The organism is Rhodopseudomonas palustris (assembly GCF_013415845.1).
Lineage (GTDB): Bacteria > Pseudomonadota > Alphaproteobacteria > Rhizobiales > Xanthobacteraceae > Rhodopseudomonas > Rhodopseudomonas palustris_F.
Genome location: NZ_CP058907.1, coordinates 4,249,730 through 4,268,398 on the forward strand (window position 1 = coordinate 4,249,730; position 18,669 = coordinate 4,268,398).

Here is an 18,669-nt window from a genome sequence, read left to right on the forward strand (position 1 = left end):
CAAAAGTCCGACGGCTTGTCGCATTCCTCGCAGTCACGCTTCTGTGCCGCGTCCTGGAGGAATATCACGATGACGACACAGCCGCGTTCTGCTGAACTAACTGCTTCACGACAGCAAGCGCTGCGGCGCAGCCGCAAATACGCCGCGTCGCTGCCGATGAGTGCATTGCTGCTGATCGGTGCGGTGGCTGACGATGCGCGGGCTCAGGCTGCGGGAACTGCGCCCACCTCACCGGCCGTGAGCGCGCTGCCTGCCGTGGTCGTCAGTGCCCCGAAGCAGAGCAAGCCGAAACGGAGGGCTACACCGCCGACCGTAACCGCCGCCCCCGCAGCGCTCCCGCGCCCGACCTCGCGGACGACAACCGCACGCGACGCCGACGGGCCGGGTTTCGTCGCCCGGACCAGCACGACAGGAACCAAGACCAATACGCCGCTGATCGAAACGCCGCAGTCGATCTCGGTGATCAACCGCCAGCAGATGGACGCGCAGAACGTTCAGTCGGTGACCGACGCCTTGCGCTACTCGGCCGGCGTTGTGGCGACGACACCGGCGATCTCGCAGCGTTTCGACACGTTCAGCATTCGCGGCTTCGATGCCAGCAGCAGCGGAATCCTGCGCGACGGCCTGCGCGGCACCACCGCCCAAGCCTGGCCCAAGACCGAGCCTTACGGTCTCGAACGCGTCGAGGTGCTGCGCGGGCCGAGCTCGGTGCTGTACGGCCAGAACGCACCGGGCGGCCTGGTCAACCTCATCACCAAGCGACCGCTCGACAAGCCTTTCCACGAAGTGATGCTGCAGGGCGGCAGCTTCGACCGGTTGCAGGGGCAGTTCGATCTCAGCGGTCCGATCGACAAGGACGGCCAGTTTCTTTACCGGCTGACCGGACTGGCGCGCGACAGCAATACGCAATTCAAGGCGATCCCCGACGACAAGGTGTTCATCGCGCCGGCGTTCACCTGGCGGCCGGATATCGACACCACGCTGACCATCCTGACCGACTACAGCCACGAGAAGTTCGGGCCGCCGCGCCCGTACATTCCGATCCAGGGCACGCTGCTTCCGAACAAGAACGGGCAATTGCCGCGCAACCAGTTCCTTGACCAGCCCGGTCTCGACAACGATCGCACGCAATATTCGGCCGGCTATCTGTTCGAGCGTCATCTCGACGACACCTTCACGATGCGGTCGAATTTCCGCTACGGCCACGTCGACCTTTTGACCAACACCGCGTCGGGCATGAGTCTTGCGGCCAACCAGCGGACACTCAATCGCGCGCTGTATCAATTCCGCATCGTCGGCGACACCTACGCGTCCGACAATCAGATCCAGGCCGACTGGTGGATGGGCTCGACGCAGTTCGTGTCGCTGGCCGGCGTCGACTATCGCCGTTCGACCGAGGATTACTACCTCAACAGCGGCCGCGCTCCATCGATCGACATCTTCAATCCAGTCTACAACCAGCCGATCGGTGCGGCGACCACGGCGAGCGCCTCGACCTGGCAGACCTCCGACCAGATCGGCATCTATGGCCAGCAGCAGATCAAGTTCGACGGACGTTGGGTACTGAGCCTCGGCGGCCGCCAGGACTGGTCGAACACCGCCACGGATAACCGCCTGAAACGCTCGACCGCGACACAGGACGATAAGGCGTTCACCTACCGGGCTGGGCTCGTCTATCTCAGCGACGTCGGCCTCGCGCCCTATATCGGCTACTCGACCTCGTTCAGCCCGGTGCTCGGGACCGACTTCTACGGCCAGCCCTACAAGCCGACCACCGGACGGCAAGCGGAGATCGGCATCAAGTACCAGCCGGCCGGGGCGACCAGCTTCGTCACCATGTCGGTGTTCGATCTCTATCAGGAGAACGTGCAGACCACCGATCCGAACAATTCGCTCAATCGTCTTCAAGTCGGCGAGGTGCGTTCCCGCGGGTTTGAGCTTCAGGGCGTCGCCAATCCGATCGCAGGCCTGAATCTCGTGGCCTCTTACACCCACGCCGAACTGACCGTGACCAAGAGCAACACCGCCGCTGAGCTCGGCAACCGTCCGACCGGGCTGCCTGCGGACACCGCGTCGCTGTGGGGCGACTACACGTTCCAGAGCGGCCTGCTGGCCGGCTTCGGCGCTGGCCTCGGCGCGCGCTATGTGGGCGAGAGCTTCGCGGATTCCGCCAACACCATCGGCGTGCCGTCCTATGTGCTGTTCGACGCCGCGCTGCACTACGATCTCGGCCAGCTTCATCGCGATCTCAAGGGGATGCGGCTCGCCATCAACGCCACCAACCTCACCAACAAGCAGTACTACGTGAGCTGCTCGGCCACGAGTTGCAACGCCGGCTTCGACCGCTCGGTCATCGCCAGCCTTCGCTACCGGTGGTGAGCCATTCAGGAGACCAAACGATGCGCTTCATGACTCACCTGACCCGGGCCGCGATCGTCGCGGTGTGGGCGTCGACGATGCCCTGCCCCGCTTCGGCGCACGAACTGCGGCCCGGCCTGACGCAAACCGCCGTCACCTATCGCGGCGAACATCGTTGGGCGTGGCGTTCGGAGGACGGCGAGACCGGCACTTTGCGCCTCGGCTTCACCGCGCTGCCGAGCGGCGACTATCTGGTCGCCGGATCGCTGGTGCTCGACGACGCCGAACTGGGAGCCAGCGGCTCCGCCCGGTGGCGGGGTGACCGCCTGATCGTCGACCTGATGGTGAGCGGCGGGGTGCGCGCGCAGGCGCCCGACGAAGCCAAGCAGCGGCTGTTCGCGAAAGGTGAAGTGCCGAAGCAGATCGACTCGGCCGGCTTCGCCAGCTTCCGTGCCGAACTGTCGGCGGCACTCGACGGCGTCACCCAGCAATATCAGACCAACGTGCTTACCGGCGGCAAGGTGCAGGGGCCGATCTATCGTAACGGCACGTTGAAGCTGCTGTCGCAGTGACGCAGCGCCCCGATCACACCGTGCGGCGGCTGTCGGCTCGCCGCATCTGGCGTGCGCTGCATCTTTCGCTTGCGCTCACCGTCGGTGCCGGCCTCGCGTTGATCGGCGCGAGCGGCGCGCTGCTGGTGCTGAAAGAGCCGCTGGTCGCCCTCGAAGTCGGACGCGAGATCGTCAAGCCGCCGCGCATTGCGGGGCTGCCGGACGCCACTGCGGACCGGTGGATCGAGCGAACGAGCCAGCGCTACCCCGAGCTGAAGGTGATCGGAGCCAACGCGCCGGGTGCGGGATTCCTGCCCGGCGACGCGGCGATCGTATTCGGTCGCCTGCCGCCGGGCGATCTTGGCGTGGTGTTCGTACATCCCCAGAGCGGCGAGCCGCTCGGACAGTTCGCGTTCGATCGATCGTGGTTCGCAGCGGTGGTGAATCTGCATCGCCGATTGCTGCTGCCAAGTTCGCTGGGCGCCGACGTGGTCAGTTGGTGCGGCATCGGCCTCGCGGCATCGCTGCTGTCGGGCGCGTATCTGTGGTGGCCGCGGCAGCGAAAATGGTGGCGATCATTCTGGATTAACGCATCCGCCTCGGGACGGCGAAGCCTGATCGAATGGCATGGCGTGTCGGCCGCCTATCTGCTGGCGCCCATGCTCGTGCTGGCGGCAACCGGAGTGGCGCTTACCAAACCGCAGTGGCTGGGACTGCGCGGGCCGGCACCGGCCAAGCCCATGGCCCAGGCAATCGCTCCGGCCTGTACTGCCGGCACCGACATTCCCGCCGCATTGGCGGCCACCGCGCAGGCGCACCCCAGCGCCCACATCGTCGGTATCATCCTGCCGCGAGGACCGGCCGGCGCGTATCAGATCAGGTTGCGTTCACCGATATCGAGCCGCAACGACCTGACTGTGGAGGTCAGAACGGGATGTACCACGCCTGTGGTGGAGACTGTTGAGGCCGACTCCGCACTCCGGCGCGACTGGCTGAACCCGCTGCACGCAGATATGCGGCTCGGCATCTCCGGACAGGCGGTCGTGTTCCTGTGCGGCATCGCGCTTCCGGTTCTGTATGCGACCGGGCTTTGGTTGTGGATAGGACGGCGGCGCAAGCGCGCCGGCTGAGGCGCCTTGCGGATGCACGGCCGTCTGGATCAGGCGGCCGCACCGGCCGAAGCCGGGGCCGTGGCGCTAGTGATCGGGCTGGCGGCAGCATCCCCGCTCACGGCATCGACGCCGAGGCGCGCGATCATGGCGCGGGCGATTTCGTCTTCGCCCATGATCACCAGATTGGCGCCGTTGCTGCGCAGATGCGTCACTTCTTCGGCCGAATGCGCACGGGCGATAATCAGAAGTCCGGGATTGACCGCACGCGCCTTGGCGACGATCTGGCCGCCTTCGAACGCGTTGGGGATCGCCACCAGCAGGCCGTGCGCCTGCGCGACCTCGGCCTCGTCGAGGATCTCCTGGGCGGCAGCGTTGCCGTTGATCGCGGTGAAGCCTTCACGCTGCAACCGTGCCACCCGTTCGTCGTCGTTCTCGATCACCACCATGTCGGCGCCGGCGCGGCGGAGCGCGGTGCTGACATTGGAGCCGACGCGGCCGTGGCCGACCAGGACGATATGGCCGCGCAGCTGCGCCGGCATTGCAGCGGCCGCAGCCTCCTTCGCCGCCTGCTTGGCGACTTCGGCTGCCGCCGCGATCTTGGCGCTGACCCGATCGAGGAGCACGAACATCATCGGATTGAGCATGATCGAGATGATCGCACCGGCCAGCACCAGATCGCGGCCGCGCTCCGGCATCAGCCCGAGGCTGACGCCGAGCCCGGCGAGGATGAAAGAGAACTCGCCGATCTGCGCCAGCGAAGCGGAGATCGTCAGCGCCGTCATGTTGGGATGGCCGAACAGCCGCACGATGAAGAAAGCGGCGATCGACTTGCCGAATACGATGATCAGCACGGTGACGAGCAGCGGCAACGGCTCACGCACCACGATGCCGGGATCGACCAGCATGCCGACCGAGACGAAGAACAGCACCGCGAACGCATCCCGCAGCGGCAGCGTCTCGTTGGCAGCGCGATGGCTGAGCTCGGACTCCGACAGGATCATGCCGGCGAAGAACGCGCCGAGCGCGAGCGATACGTCGAACAGCACCGCCGCGCCGAATGCGACGCCGAGCGAGATCGCCAGCACCGCGAGACGAAACAGCTCGCGCGAGCCGGTGTGCGCGACGTAGTGCAGCATCCACGGAATGATGCGGCGGCCGACCACCAGCATGAACACCATGAAGGCGAACACCTTGCCGAGCGTCATCGCCACCGGCCACAGCACCGTCTCCCAGTTGGCGGTGGTAGCCTCGCCCTTGAGCAGCCCCGCGACCGCCGGCAGCAGCACCAACGTCAGCACCATCGCGATGTCTTCGACGATCAGCCAGCCGACCGCGATCCGGCCGCGCTCGCTGTCGACCAGCCGGCGCTCCTGCAGCGCGCGAAGCAGCACCACGGTACTCGCCACCGACAGCGCCAGACCGAACACCAGGCCGGCGCCGAACGGCCAGCCCAGCGCATGGCCAAGCCCGGCGCCGAGCACGGTTGCAGCACCGATCTGCACCACCGCACCGGGAATCGCGATCGCCCGGACTTCGAGCAAATCCTTCAATGAAAAATGCAGGCCGACGCCGAACATCAGCAGGATGACGCCAATTTCGGCGAGCTCGTTGGCGAGGCTCTGATCGGCCACATAGCCGGGGGTGAATGGGCCGATCACAACGCCGGCGAGCAGATAACCGACCAGCGGCGAGATTTTCAGCCGCTGGGCCGCGACACCGAAGGCAAAAGCCAGCACCAAGCCGGCCACGATGGTGGAAATCAGTGGGGTGTTGTGCTCCATCGTTCCGTTGTGCGGCATGACGCCGCGACCGTCCACCCGAACGAGGGCTACCGATCGCCGCAGTGCACGCGGACGAGACGGAACCGACTTTGGCAGAGCTGAGAATCGCGATCTATTGCCGCAGCCCTGCGACGATTTGATCGATGTCGTCGCCCTCCGCTACCTCACGTGATTGAAAGAACGATGTCAGTCGAAAACGATGTGGGAGTTTACCGGGAAGCCTTGGTGTTTCTCGGGACTGCAGGCGTACTGATCCCGGTGATGACGCGGTTTCGCGTCAGCCCGGTGCTCGGCTTTCTGGTCGCGGGGCTGGTGCTCGGTCCGCACAGCCTCGGCCGGATCGGCGCCGACCTGCCCTGGCTGAGTTACGTCACCATTACCTCTCAGGATGCGGTCGATCGGCTGGCCGAACTCGGCGTCGCCTTCCTGCTGTTCACCATCGGCCTCGAACTGTCGTTCGACCGTCTCTGGACGATGCGGCGGCTGGTGTTCGGCCTCGGCATGTCGCAGGTGGTGCTGACGACCGCGGCGATCAGCGGCATCGCGCTCATCTTCGGCAACACCGTGGAATCGAGCCTAGTGATCGGCGCCTGTCTGGCGCTGTCGTCGACCGCGATCGTGCTGCAGCTCTTGGCCGAGCAGAAGCGGCTCGCGACCGTGGCCGGGCGCAGCATCTTCGCGGTGCTGCTGGCGCAGGATCTCGCGGTGGTACCGATCCTGTTTCTGATCGTGGTGTTCGGCAAGGCGGCCGGCGATGCGGCGGGCGGCGGCGCGGCCAGCACCGGCGCCGTTTGGCTTGGGCTCGCAATGGCCTTGGTGCAGGCCGCCGCCGCCATCCTGCTGATCATCGGCTTCGGCCGGCTGGTGCTGCGCCGGCTGTTCCGCCTGGTCGCCTCGACCCACAACCGTGAACTGTTCATGGCGACGATCCTGTTCGTGGTGGTCGGCACCTCGCTGGTCACGCACGTCGCCGGATTGTCGATGGCGCTCGGCGCCTTCCTGGCCGGCCTGGTGCTGGCCGAGACCGAATTCCGCCGCCAGGTCGAAGTCGATATCGAGCCGTTCAAGGGCATGCTGCTCGGGCTGTTCTTCATCTCGGTCGGAATGCGGATCGATCTTGCCGAAGTTGCGCGCTATCCGGCGATGGTGGCGACCTCTGTGATCGGCATGACGGCGCTGAAGGCGCTGGTGATCGCCGGCCTCACCTGGCTGTTCCGGCTGTCGCGGCCGGTGATCGCCGAGGCCAGCCTGCTGCTCGCCGGCGGCGGCGAATTCGCCTTCCTGGTGCTCGGGCTTGCCAGCTCCAGCGGCCTCGTCACGCGCGAGGTCGAGCAGTTCATGCTGCTGGTGTCGTCGGGCACCATGATGCTGACGCCCTATCTGGCGCGGCTGAGCCGCAAGGCCAGCGCACGCGCCCGCAAGGCGGTGGCGGTGGCGGCCGGTCACACCGATCCGACGCCCAGCGACTCGCCGCGTATCATTTTGGTCGGCTATGGCCGCGTCGGCCGCATCGTCGGCGACATCCTGAACAAGCAGGGCAAGCCGTTCATCGGCATCGACGTCGATCCGGAAGCGGTGGCGCGCGCCCGCAAGGCCGGCGTCAACGTCGTGTATGGCGACGCCACCCAGCGCGCGTTCCTGCGCAAATGCGGGCTCGGCGATGCGCCCGCCGTGGTGGTGACGATGCACGACGCCGCAGCCGCCGAACACGTCGTCGCCGCGGCCCGTGCCGAGCGCGCCGACCTGCCGGTGATCGTCCGCGCCCGCGACGCCGACCACGCCGCGCGGCTGTTTACCCTCGGCGCCACCGAAGTGATCCGCGAAGTGCTGGAAGCCAGCTTCGAGATCGCCTCCACCGTGCTGCAGGCGCTCGGCATGCCGGTCGGCAAAGTCATCGCCGTGATCCACGACGAACGCGACACCCGCAAGAAGCGCGTCCGCGCCGGCGTACCGGCCGATTGAGGGCGCGGCTCCGCAAAAAGCCTACATCTCCCGCGTCATGTCGGTATCTCTCCTCTCCCCTGCCATTCAGACCATCGCCCTGCACGACGGCACGGAACAGACCACCTCGACCGAACTTATCGGTTGATGCGGTCAGTCTGCCTCGTGTCTCGAGCAGCGTTCGCAGCTTCGAAGTCGGCTGATCGGCGTCCCCCGTCCGGTCTCCATTGCTATCGAAAGCGTCGATCTGATGAAGCTGGGCAAAGCCCAATCCCTGGAAGACGTCGCCGGTCTGGTCGGCGCCTGCGCGGTCACGATCCTGGCCGTCATCATCATCTCGGCGCTGTATGTCGGCCGAGAGGTGTTCGTCCCGGTCGCCCTGGCGATCCTGCTGAGCTTCGTGCTGGCTCGCCCGGTCAACTTCCTGCAGTCCCTGCGGGTGCCGCGGGCAATCGCGGCGATCACCACCGTTCTTTTCGCCTTCGCGGTGATCTTCGCGCTCGGCAGCCTGATCGCGACGCAGCTGTCGCGGCTGGCCGACGACCTGCCGCAGTACCAATCGACGATCCAATCCAAGATCACCTCGCTGCGCGGCGTGACCGGCGGCTCCACGACGCTCGAACGCGCCGAGGGGATGCTGCAGAATCTCAGCAAGGAACTGAACAAACCGAAGAACGCGCCCGCGCCGTCGCTGAGCAATCCACCGACGTCGTCGTCGAGACCGGTCACCCCCGTTCCGGTCGAAGTCCTGCAGCCCGATCCGGGGACCTTGGCGAACCTGCGATCTCTGATCGCGCCGCTGATCTCGCCGCTGGCGACGACCGGCATCATCGTGATCTTCGTTATCTTCATCCTGTTGCAGCGGGAGGACCTGCGCAATCGGCTGATCCGGCTCGCCGGCACGCGCGATCTGCAGCGCACGACCGCGGCGCTGGATGATGCCGCCAGCCGGCTGAGCCGCTTGTTCCTCAATCAGCTGCTGATCAACTCCGGCTTCGGCGTGCTGATCGGCACCGGGTTGTGGATCATCGGCGTGCCGAGCCCGGCGCTGTGGGGCATTCTCGCCGCGGTGCTGCGCTTCGTGCCGTATATCGGATCGATCATCTCAGCGGCCTTCCCACTGACCCTGGCGGTCGCGGTCGATCCCGGCTGGTCGATGCTGGTGTGGACTGCGATCCTGTTCTTCGTGATCGAACCGGCGATCGCCCATGTCGTCGAGCCGATGGTGTACGGCCGTAGTACCGGGCTGTCGCCGGTCGCCGTGGTGATCTCGGCGACGTTCTGGACGGCGCTGTGGGGCCCGATCGGCCTCGTTCTCGCCACGCCGCTGACGGTGTGTCTTGTCGTGCTGGGACGGCACGTCGAGCGGTTGGCGTTTCTCGACGTAATGTTCGGTGATCGGCCGGCGCTATCGCCGCCGGAGATCTTCTATCAGCGCATGCTGGCCGGCGACCCGGCCGAAGCCGCCGAGAAGGCCGAGCAGTTTCTCAAGGAACGCTCACTGTCATCGTATTACGACGATGTCGCCCTGAAAGGCCTGCAACTCGCTCAGGCCGACCTCGATCGCGACGCACTCGACGCCGTGCGCCTGACGCGGATCAAGGAGACGGTGCAGGAGTTCACCGAGGACCTCACGGACGAAATCGATCAGGCGCCGGACGGCGACGAAGCCACCACCGACGCCGAGGCGGCTGCCGCCGTCGAAGTGACGCCGGTCGATCACGCCGACGACGACATCGCAGTGCTGAAGCCCGCCGACCTCAAGCCTGGATGGCAAGGCGATGCGCCGGTGATGTGCATCGGCGGACGGTTACAACTCGACGAGGCCGCGGCGCTGATGCTGGCGCATTTGTGCCGCGTGCACGGCATCGGCGCCCGTGTCGAGCCATCGAGCGCGCTGTCCACCAAGAACATCTTTGGCCTCGACGTCTCGAACGTCGCGCTGATCTGCCTGTCGTATCTCGAGGCGTCGAACACGACCCATATCCGCTACGCCGTCCGCCGCCTGCGTCGCAAGGCTCCGCACGCCAAGATCATCGTCGCTTTGTGGTCGGCGGAGACTCCGCAACTGGCAGACACCAACGAATCCGCGCAGGCCGACGCAACGGTGCTGACGCTGCGCGACGCCGTGAAATACTGCGTCGAAGAGGCGATCATTGAGCCGCCGCCGCAGACGATCGAAATGCCGGTGATCAGCGAGGCTGTGTAGGAGCGGAGCGGGCAAACTTCGTACCGCGAATCTCCGCGCCTCTCGTCATTCCGGGGCACGCGTAGCGCGAACCCGGAACGACGGGGTGAGGCTGTTAGTTCTGCGCCGACCGTCGATAGTTATAGCGGTACAGCTCGTGGTCGAAGCCCAGGCTCGCATACAGCGCGCGGCCCGCTTTGTTGTCGGCGACGACTTGCAGGCACACGTCCTTGGCGCCGTTGCTGATGCCCCAGGCGAACAGCGCCTGCATCAGGCGGCGGCCGAGGCCCTGGCCGCGGAGCGCTGCATCGACCACGACGGACTCCACCACCAGCAGATCGCCAGACACCACGCCGTAGGCGGTGGCGACGATCACACCGTCGCGGTGGAGTGCGAGGAAGCCCGCCGGCAGTGCGATCGCATCGACGACGCGGGCATAGACGGACGCGTGTGATGGTGATTGCGCCTGCAGCCGTGCAATCGCGGCCAGCCATTCGGCATCGGCACGCGAGGTGATGGTAACCTCCGGCGCCGTTGCGGCGAAGCTCTCAGGCACGAGGTCGCGATACAGCGTGCAGGCCTCGCCCTCGCAGCCGAAGCCGCGCTGATCGAGCTCGCGATGGATCTGCGTAGCGCCCGCGAGCAGCGACGGCACGCGGACGATCAGCGGCAGCCGATGCGCGCGATAGAGCCGATCGAAAACATCGAGCTGCGGCGCGATGGTGGTGATGCCCGAATGCAGCGGATTGGCCGAATTGATCCGGCGCGATACGCCGTCGCCGAACCGCAGCAGCCAGTCGCCGATCAGCGCGCTCCGCAGCGACGGCCAGGCGTTGAGGCAGGCCTGTTCGACCTGCCACGCCAGTGCCGGATCCACGTCAGCCGCCGATGGCTGCCGCGATCGCTTCCAGCGCGGCGCCGGCCTTGGAGCCGTCGGGACCGCCGGCCTGCGCCATGTCGGGCTTGCCGCCGCCGCCCTTGCCGCCGAGCACTTCGGACGCCTTGCGGACCAGATCGACGGCGGAGAACCGCGACACCAGGTCGGGCGTGACGCCGACCACGATCGAGCCCTTGCCGTCTTCGCTGGTCGCCACCAGCGCGATCACGCCGGAGCCGAGCTGCTTCTTGCCCTGGTCGACCAGGCCCTTGAGATCCTTGATCTCAATGCCTTCGACCGCACGCGCCATCAGCTTGATGCCACCGATGTCGCGGACGTCGGATGCGGCGCCGTCACCGGACGCACTGCCGCCCATCGCCAGCTTCTTGCGCGCCTCGGACAGTTCACGCTCGAGCTTCTTGCGCTCGTCCATCAGCGCGGTGATCCGCGCCGGCATATCGTCCAGCGTAGTCCGCAGTTCGGAGGCAGCGAGCTTCGCGGTGCTGATCGCCGCATTGGCGTTGTGCCGCGCCGCGCGCCCGGTCAGCGCCTCGATGCGGCGCACGCCGGCCGCGACCGCGCTTTCACCCGTGATCGATACCAAGCCGATATCGCCGGTGCGCTTGACGTGGGTGCCGCCGCACAGTTCGACCGACCAGCCGAACACGTTGGAGCCGTGATCGCGCGCCGCCTTGCCCATCGAGACGACACGGACTTCGTCGCCGTACTTCTCGCCGAACAGCGCGCGGGCGCCGGCTTCGCGCGCATCGTCGACCGCCATCAGCCGGGTCACGACCTCGTCGTTTTCCAGCACGATGTCGTTGGCGATGTCCTCGACCTTGCGCAGTTCGTCCTGAGTGATCGGCTTCTGATGCACGAAGTCGAAGCGCAGGCGGTCGGGCGCGACCAGCGAGCCCTTCTGCGCAATGTGATCGCCGAGCACCTGGCGCAGCGCCTCGTGCAGCAGATGCGTCGCCGAGTGATTGGCACGGATCGCCGAACGCCGGGCGTGATCGACGTCGAGCGCCAGCGCGTCGCCGAGCTTGATGCTGCCCTGCTCGACCGTGCCGAAATGCACGAACAGATCACCGGCCTTCTTCATCGTGTCGGTGACGACGAAGCGCACGCCATCTGCAGTGAGCACGCCGGTGTCACCGACCTGACCGCCGGACTCGGCGTAGAACGGCGTCTGGTTGACGATGATCGCACCGCTCTCGCCGGCCTTCAGCGCGTCGACCTCTGCGCCATCCTTGACCAGCGCGGTGACGACGCCTTCGGCGGTCTCGGTGTCGTAGCCGAGGAACTCCGTGGCGCCGAGCTTCTCACGCAGCGAGAACCACACCGCCTCGGTCGCGGCTTCGCCCGAGCCCGCCCACGAGGCGCGGGCCTTGGCGCGCTGCCGATCCATCGCGTCGGTGAACGAGGCGATATCGACATTGATGCCGCGGTTGCGCAGCGCGTCCTGGGTCAGATCGAGCGGGAAGCCATAGGTGTCGTACAGCGTGAACGCGGTCTCGCCGTCGAACATGTCGCCCTTCTTCAGGCCGGCGCTCTTCTCGTCGAGGATCGCAAGGCCGCGATCGAGCGTCTTGCGGAAGCGGGTCTCTTCGAGCCGCATCGTCTCTTCGATCATCGCCTCGGCGCGCACCAGCTCCGGATAGGCCTGACCCATCTCGCGCACCAGCGCCCACACCAGGCGCCACATCAGCGGCTCGCTGGCGCCGAGCAACTGCGCGTGGCGCATCGCCCGGCGCATGATCCGGCGCAGCACATAGCCGCGGCCTTCATTCGACGGCAGCACGCCGTCGGCGATCAGGAACGACGACGAGCGCAGATGATCGGCGATGACGCGGAACGAGGCGGCGTCCTGTTCGGTCGGGCCGCGGCCGAGCGCCGACGAGGTCGCGTCGATCAGGCTGCGGAACAGGTCGGTGTCAAACACGCTGTCGACGCCCTGGAGGATGGAGGCCATCCGCTCTAGGCCCATGCCGGTGTCGATCGACGGACGCGGCAGCGGCACGCGCTCGTCCTTCGTCACCTGGTCGTACTGCATGAACACCAGATTCCAGAACTCCAGGAAGCGGTCGCCGTCCTCGTCCGGCGAGCCGGGCGGGCCACCGAAAATGTGCTCGCCGCGATCGATGAAGATCTCGGAGCATGGACCGCACGGGCCGGTGTCGCCCATCGCCCAGAAGTTGTCGGACGTCGGAATGCGGATGATGCGGTCGTCGGAGAAGCCCGCGATCTTCTTCCAGTAGCCGGCCGCCTCGTCGTCGGTGTGATAGACGGTGACCAGCAGCTTGTCCTTCTTCAGGCCGAAGTCGCGGGTGATCAGATTCCAGGCGAGCTCGATCGCGCGTTCCTTGAAGTAATCGCCGAACGAGAAGTTGCCGAGCATTTCGAAGAAGGTGAGATGCCGTGCGGTGTAGCCGACGTTGTCGAGGTCGTTGTGCTTGCCGCCGGCGCGCACGCATTTCTGCGAGGTGGTGGCGCGCTGATAGGAGCGCTTCTCCAGCCCGGTGAACACGTTCTTGAACTGCACCATGCCGGCATTGGTGAACATCAAGGTCGGGTCGTTGCGCGGCACCAGCGGCGACGACGACACGATCTCGTGGCCGTTCTTGGCGAAGTAGTTCAGAAACGTAGACCGAATTTCGTTAACGCCGCTCATGTTCGTCCAATCACCCGGAATGCCCGCGAAACGCCCGCCGAACCCACCTCTTCCGGTGTCATGCCTTTTAGACGCGGGGACGCGCGCTGTCTAGAAAGTGGGCATGGATTCAGTTGTTTGCCAGCAGGGAGGCCCACTTCCACGGGCGTTTACGAAGACCCGTTGATAGCTCGCCGAGCCGCGTTGACAGCCTTGTTGAAGCCGTGTTTGTGTCCTACCTACCTAAGACTAAGTCGCGTCGGGAGAGATCGGCCGCAAGGCCGGCGCCGAAGGAGCAACCGCCCCGGAAACTCTCAGGCAAACGGACCGCGCGGCCGACTGACATCTGGAAAGAGACCCTGCCGGGCGATCCCGGGACGGGTCCGCCGACGGGATAATGCTCTCAGGCACAGCGACAGATGGGGCTCGAATGGTGACGAGAAATCGGTCTCGGGAACCTTGGGAGCCTGGATATGCTGGCGGGTGACGACACCCAATCCTTGAAACGCACACCGCTCTACGCGCTGCACCTGGCACGCGGCGGCAAGATGGTGCCCTTCGCCGGCTACGACATGCCGGTGCAATACGCGCCTGGCGTGTTGAAAGAACATCTGCACACGCGCAATGCCGCAGGGCTTTTCGACGTCTCGCATATGGGCCAGATCGAACTGCGGGCGAAGTCCGGCAAGCTCGAAGACGCCGCCCGCGCGCTCGAAGCGTTGATCCCGCAGGACATCGTGGCGCTGCCGCCCGGCCGCCAGCGCTATGCGCAGTTCACCAACGAATCCGGCGGAATTCTCGACGACCTGATGGTCACCAATCTCGGCGACCGGCTGTTCCTGGTGGTCAACGCCGCCTGCAAGGACGCCGACGAAGCGCATTTGCGGGCGCATCTGGCAGACGCCTGCGACATCACCGCGCTGACCGATCGCGCGCTGATCGCGCTGCAGGGCCCGAAGGCCGAAGCCGCGCTGGCGAAATTCTGTGCAGACGTCGCAAAGATGAAGTTCATGGATGTCGCCGAGCTCAGCCTCGACGGCCTTGCCTGCATCGTCTCGCGCTCCGGCTACACCGGCGAGGACGGCTTCGAGATCTCGGTGCCGGCGGACGGCGCCGAACGGCTTGCGACCGCGCTGCTCGACAACCCGGACGTGCTGCCGATCGGGCTTGGGGCCCGCGACAGCCTGCGGCTGGAAGCCGGGCTGTGCCTGTACGGCCACGATATCGACACCGCCACCACGCCGGTCGAAGCCGCACTGAACTGGTCGATCCAGAAGAGCCGCCGCAATGGCGGCGCTCGTCCGGGCGGCTTCCTCGGCGCCTCGGCGATTCTCAGCCAGCTTGATGGCGGCACCGCTCGGCTGCGCGTTGGCCTGCGGCCTGAAGGCCGCGCCCCGGTGCGCGAAAATGCGCCGCTGTTCGCCAGCGCCGATTCGGCCGAGCCGGTCGGCACCGTCACCTCCGGCGGCTTCGGGCCGAGCCTGAACGCACCGGTGGCGATGGGCTATCTGCCGGCCGCGCTGGCTGCGCGCGACGCCGTCGTTTTTGCCGAAGTACGCGGCCAGCGTCTGCCGCTGCGCGTCGCGGCGATGCCGTTCGTTCCGAACACCTACAAGCGCTGAGGACTCCTCATGACCACGCTCTACACCCCCGATCATGAATGGCTGAAGATCGAGGGCGACGTCGCCACGATCGGCATCACCGACTACGCCCAGGAACAGCTTGGCGACGTGGTGTTTGTCGAGCTGCCGAAGGTCGGCCGCGCCGTGAAGAAGGCCGAAGCCGCCGCGGTGGTGGAATCGGTGAAGGCCGCCTCCGACGTTTACGCGCCGATCTCCGGCGAAGTGCTGGAAGTCAACGAGACGCTCGGCACCGAGCCCGGCCTGGTAAACTCTGACGCCGGCGGCGCCGCATGGTTCTTCAAACTCAGAATCGCCGACAAGAGCGAACTCGACGGCCTGATGGACGAGGCCGCCTACAAGACCCACACGGCCTGACGGGCCGACCGTTCGCGTGAATTCGTCATTGCGAGCGAAGCGAAGCAATCCAATTGCAGCGTGCCGAGGCTCTGGATTGCTTCGTCGCTTCGCTCCTCGCAATGACGCCGCTGAGATTTCCGAGCAACCTGCCTTTGCGGGCCGTTGCATTTGACGAGGACCAGAGCATGCCGCATCGCCGACCGATCGACGCCGCTAACGACTTCGTGCGTCGGCATATCGGGCCCTCGCCGCAGGATATCGCGGCGATGCTGGCGACAGCAGGCGCCGGCAGTCTAGAGCAGCTCGTCGCCGAGACGCTGCCTTATGCGATCCGGCATCGCGAACCGCTGAAGCTCGACGCGCCGCTGACCGAAAGCGAAGCGCTGGCGCATATGAGCGAGCTTGGCGCCCAGAACCAAGTGTTCACCTCGCTGATTGGACAAGGCTATTACGGCACGATCCTGCCGACCGTGATCCAGCGCAATATTCTGGAAAATCCCGCTTGGTACACGGCCTATACGCCGTATCAGCCCGAGATCAGCCAGGGCCGTCTGGAAGCGCTGTTCAACTTCCAGACCATGATCTGCGACCTCACCGGGCTCGACGTCGCCAACGCCTCGCTGCTCGACGAAGGCACTGCGGCGGCGGAAGCGATGGCGCTCGCCGAGCGCGCGGCCGCCAAGAACGCCAAGGCGTTCTTCGTCGACGCCGACACCCATCCGCAGACCATCGCTGTGCTGCGCACCCGCGCCGAGCCGCTCGGTTGGCGGATCATCGTCGGCAATCCCGAGACCGAACTGGAAGGCGCCGACGTGTTCGGCGCGCTGCTGCAATATCCCGGCTCGTCGGGCGCCTTGCGCGATCCGCGCGCGGTGATCGCGGCGCTGCGCAAGAAGGGCGCGTTGGCGGTGGTCGCGGCCGATCTCTTGGCGCTGACGCTGATCACCCCGCCGGGCGAACTTGGCGCCGACATTGCGATCGGCTCGGCGCAGCGCTTCGGCGTGCCGATGGGTTATGGCGGCCCGCATGCCGCCTATATGGCGGTGCGCGACAGCCTCAAGCGCAGCCTGCCCGGCCGCATCGTCGGGCTGTCGATCGACAGCCACGGCCAGCCGGCCTACCGGCTGGCGTTGCAGACCCGCGAACAGCACATCCGCCGCGAAAAGGCGACCTCGAATATCTGCACCGCGCAGGTGCTGCTGGCGGTGATCAATGCGATGTACGCGGTCTATCACGGTCCCGATGGCCTCGCCGCGATCGCGCGCCGCGTCCACCGGCGCACTGCCGTTCTGGCGGCCGGCCTGCAGCAGCTCGGCTTCGCCCCGACCCACGGTACGTACTTCGACACGCTGACGATCGAGGTCGGCGATCGCCGCGACGCCATCGTGGCGCGCGCCGAGGCCGAGAAGATCAACCTGCGGATCAACGCCTCCTCGCTCGGCATCTCGCTCGACGAGACCTCCACGCCGGCCACCGTCGAAGCGCTGTGGCGATCGTTCGGCGGATCGCTCGACTACGCCGCGGTGGAACGAGACGCAGGCGACGCGCTCGGCACCGCGCTGCCGGTGGCGCTGAAACGGACCAGCGATTACCTGACCCAGCCGGCGTTCCAGGACTATCGCTCGGAAACCGAGCTGCTGCGCTACATGCGCAAGCTGTCGGACCGCGATCTCGCGCTCGACCGCGCGATGATCCCGCTCGGCTCCTGCACCATGAAGCTGAACGCCACCACCGAAATGATGCCGCTGACCTGGCCCGAGTTCGGCAGTCTGCATCCGTTCGTGCCGAAGGCGCAGGCAGCCGGCTATCACGCGCTGTTTGAGCGGCTGGAGACCTGGCTCGCCGAGATCACCGGCTATGACGCGGTGTCGCTGCAGCCGAACTCCGGCGCGCAGGGCGAATATGCCGGCCTGCTCACGATCCGCGGCTATCACCTGGCGCGCGGCGAGCCGCACCGCAAGGTGTGCCTGATCCCGTCGTCGGCGCACGGCACCAATCCGGCATCGGCCGCGATGGCCGGCATGGACGTCGTGGTGGTCGCCTGCGACGCGCATGGCGACGTCGACGTCGACGATCTGCGCGCCAAGGCGGAAGCGCATTCGGCCAATCTGGCCGCGGTGATGATCACCTATCCGTCGACTCATGGCGTGTTCGAGGAGCACATCCGCGAGATCTGCGACATCGTCCATGCCCACGGCGGTCAGGTCTATCTCGACGGCGCCAATCTCAATGCCCAGGTCGGCCTCGCCCGGCCCGGCAGCTACGGCGCCGACGTCAGCCACCTCAATCTGCACAAGACGTTCTGCATTCCGCACGGCGGCGGCGGCCCGGGAATGGGCCCGATCGGCGTCAAGGCGCATCTGGCGCCCTTCCTGCCCGGCCATCCTGCCGAGGGCGAGCCGTTGAACGGCGGCCTGCACGGCGGCGGCACGGTATCGGCGGCGCCGTGGGGCTCCGCGTCGATCCTGACGATTTCCTACATCTACATCCTGATGATGGGAGCGGCGGGCCTGAAGCGCGCCACCGAGATCGCGATCCTCAACGCCAACTACATCGCGGCGAAACTGCACCCGCACTTTCCGGTGCTGTACCGCAACCCGCGCGGGCGGGTCGCGCACGAATGCATCATCGATCCGCGGGCGCTGAAGACTTCCACCGGCGTCACCGTCGACGACATCGCGAAGAGACTGATCGACTACGGCTTCCACGCGCCGACCATGAGCTTCCCGGTGCCCGGCACGCTGATGATCGAGCCGACCGAATCGGAATCCAAGGCCGAGATCGACCGGTTCTGCGACGCGATGATCGCGATCCGCCGCGAGATCGCGCAAGTCGAAGCCGGCCGCTATCCGATCGAGCAGTCGCCGCTGCGCCACGCGCCGCACACCGCGCATGACGTCACGAGTGCGGAGTGGACCCGGCCCTATCCGCGCACCGAAGGCTGCTTCCCGGCGCCGAACTCGCGCACCGACAAATATTGGAGCCCGGTCGGCCGCGTCGACAACGTCTATGGCGACCGCAACCTGATCTGCTCGTGCCCGCCGGTCGAAGACTACGCACTCGCTGCCGACTACGCACGGGCGGCGGAATAAGAGGGCGTCGAAGCGACGTCGACGCTTAGAAACTGCGGCAGCCTACGCGGCGGACTGCCGCCGGCAGTGCCTCTGTAACGAGCGCCGCCCTTTACGGAGCGTCATCGCCGGGCTCGACCCGGCGGCGATCCATCCTCCTC

Annotated in this window: 11 protein-coding genes and 1 riboswitch; of the genes, 8 read left to right on the forward strand and 3 right to left on the reverse strand. The window is 66.4% G+C overall.

Annotation, left to right across the window (positions count from 1 at the left end):
• Nucleotides 1–69: 69 nt before the first annotated feature.
• Genes HZF03_RS19430 through HZF03_RS19440 form a run of 3 tightly spaced genes read left to right on the forward strand, consistent with a single transcriptional unit; the run spans nt 70 to nt 4,039 of the window.
• A complete protein-coding gene (locus HZF03_RS19430; protein ID WP_119019006.1) occupies nt 70–2,379 on the forward strand; it encodes a TonB-dependent siderophore receptor in 2,310 nt (769 codons plus the stop codon).
• A 29-nt stretch (nt 2,380–2,408) separates the two neighbouring features.
• On the forward strand, nt 2,409–2,930 hold the full coding sequence (locus tag HZF03_RS19435) for a hypothetical protein (protein ID WP_234832275.1): 522 nt from the start codon (nt 2,409–2,411) through the stop codon (nt 2,928–2,930).
• Nucleotides 2,927–4,039, forward strand: coding sequence for a PepSY-associated TM helix domain-containing protein (locus HZF03_RS19440; protein WP_119019008.1), 1,113 nt, complete (start codon nt 2,927–2,929; stop codon nt 4,037–4,039). The genes HZF03_RS19435 and HZF03_RS19440 overlap by 4 nt, the downstream gene beginning before the upstream one ends.
• A gap of 29 nt (nt 4,040–4,068) precedes the next feature.
• On the opposite strand, the gene ybaL is transcribed toward HZF03_RS19440, so the two are convergent.
• Nucleotides 4,069–5,802 (reverse strand): YbaL family putative K(+) efflux transporter, encoded by a 1,734-nt coding sequence (ybaL, locus tag HZF03_RS19445; RefSeq protein WP_119019032.1) that lies wholly within the window; start codon nt 5,800–5,802, stop codon nt 4,069–4,071.
• A gap of 183 nt (nt 5,803–5,985) precedes the next feature.
• On the opposite strand from ybaL, the gene HZF03_RS19450 reads away from it, so the two are divergent.
• Together HZF03_RS19450 and HZF03_RS19455 are read left to right on the forward strand one after the other, a co-directional pair.
• Complete coding sequence (locus HZF03_RS19450) at nt 5,986–7,764, forward strand: cation:proton antiporter domain-containing protein (RefSeq protein ID WP_011159380.1); 1,779 nt, start codon at nt 5,986–5,988, stop codon at nt 7,762–7,764.
• Between the two features lie 229 nt (nt 7,765–7,993).
• Nucleotides 7,994–9,952: an AI-2E family transporter gene (locus HZF03_RS19455; protein ID WP_119019009.1), complete on the forward strand. Its 1,959-nt coding sequence runs from the start codon at nt 7,994–7,996 to the stop codon at nt 9,950–9,952.
• Between the two features lie 94 nt (nt 9,953–10,046).
• Here HZF03_RS19455 and HZF03_RS19460 read toward each other — a convergent pair whose 3' ends face one another.
• Nucleotides 10,047–10,808 (reverse strand): GNAT family N-acetyltransferase, encoded by a 762-nt coding sequence (locus HZF03_RS19460; protein WP_119019010.1) that lies wholly within the window; start codon nt 10,806–10,808, stop codon nt 10,047–10,049.
• A 1-nt stretch (nt 10,809) separates the two neighbouring features.
• A complete protein-coding gene (gene alaS, locus HZF03_RS19465; protein WP_012497221.1) occupies nt 10,810–13,479 on the reverse strand; it encodes an alanine--tRNA ligase in 2,670 nt (889 codons plus the stop codon).
• A 228-nt stretch (nt 13,480–13,707) separates the two neighbouring features.
• A riboswitch (glycine riboswitch) is annotated at nt 13,708–13,798 on the forward strand.
• 133 nt (nt 13,799–13,931) lie between these two features.
• On the opposite strand from alaS, the gene gcvT reads away from it, so the two are divergent.
• The 3 genes from gcvT to gcvP all read left to right on the forward strand — a co-directional run bounded on the left by gcvT (nt 13,932) and on the right by gcvP (nt 18,529).
• Nucleotides 13,932–15,080 carry a glycine cleavage system aminomethyltransferase GcvT gene (gene gcvT, locus HZF03_RS19470; RefSeq protein ID WP_119019011.1) on the forward strand — a complete coding sequence of 383 codons (1,149 nt, stop codon included), beginning with the start codon at nt 13,932–13,934 and terminating at the stop codon, nt 15,078–15,080.
• A gap of 9 nt (nt 15,081–15,089) precedes the next feature.
• On the forward strand, nt 15,090–15,455 hold the full coding sequence (gene gcvH, locus HZF03_RS19475; RefSeq protein ID WP_011159385.1) for a glycine cleavage system protein GcvH: 366 nt from the start codon (nt 15,090–15,092) through the stop codon (nt 15,453–15,455).
• A gap of 167 nt (nt 15,456–15,622) precedes the next feature.
• On the forward strand, nt 15,623–18,529 hold the full coding sequence (gene gcvP / locus HZF03_RS19480; RefSeq protein WP_119019033.1) for an aminomethyl-transferring glycine dehydrogenase: 2,907 nt from the start codon (nt 15,623–15,625) through the stop codon (nt 18,527–18,529).
• Nucleotides 18,530–18,669 lie beyond the last annotated feature (140 nt).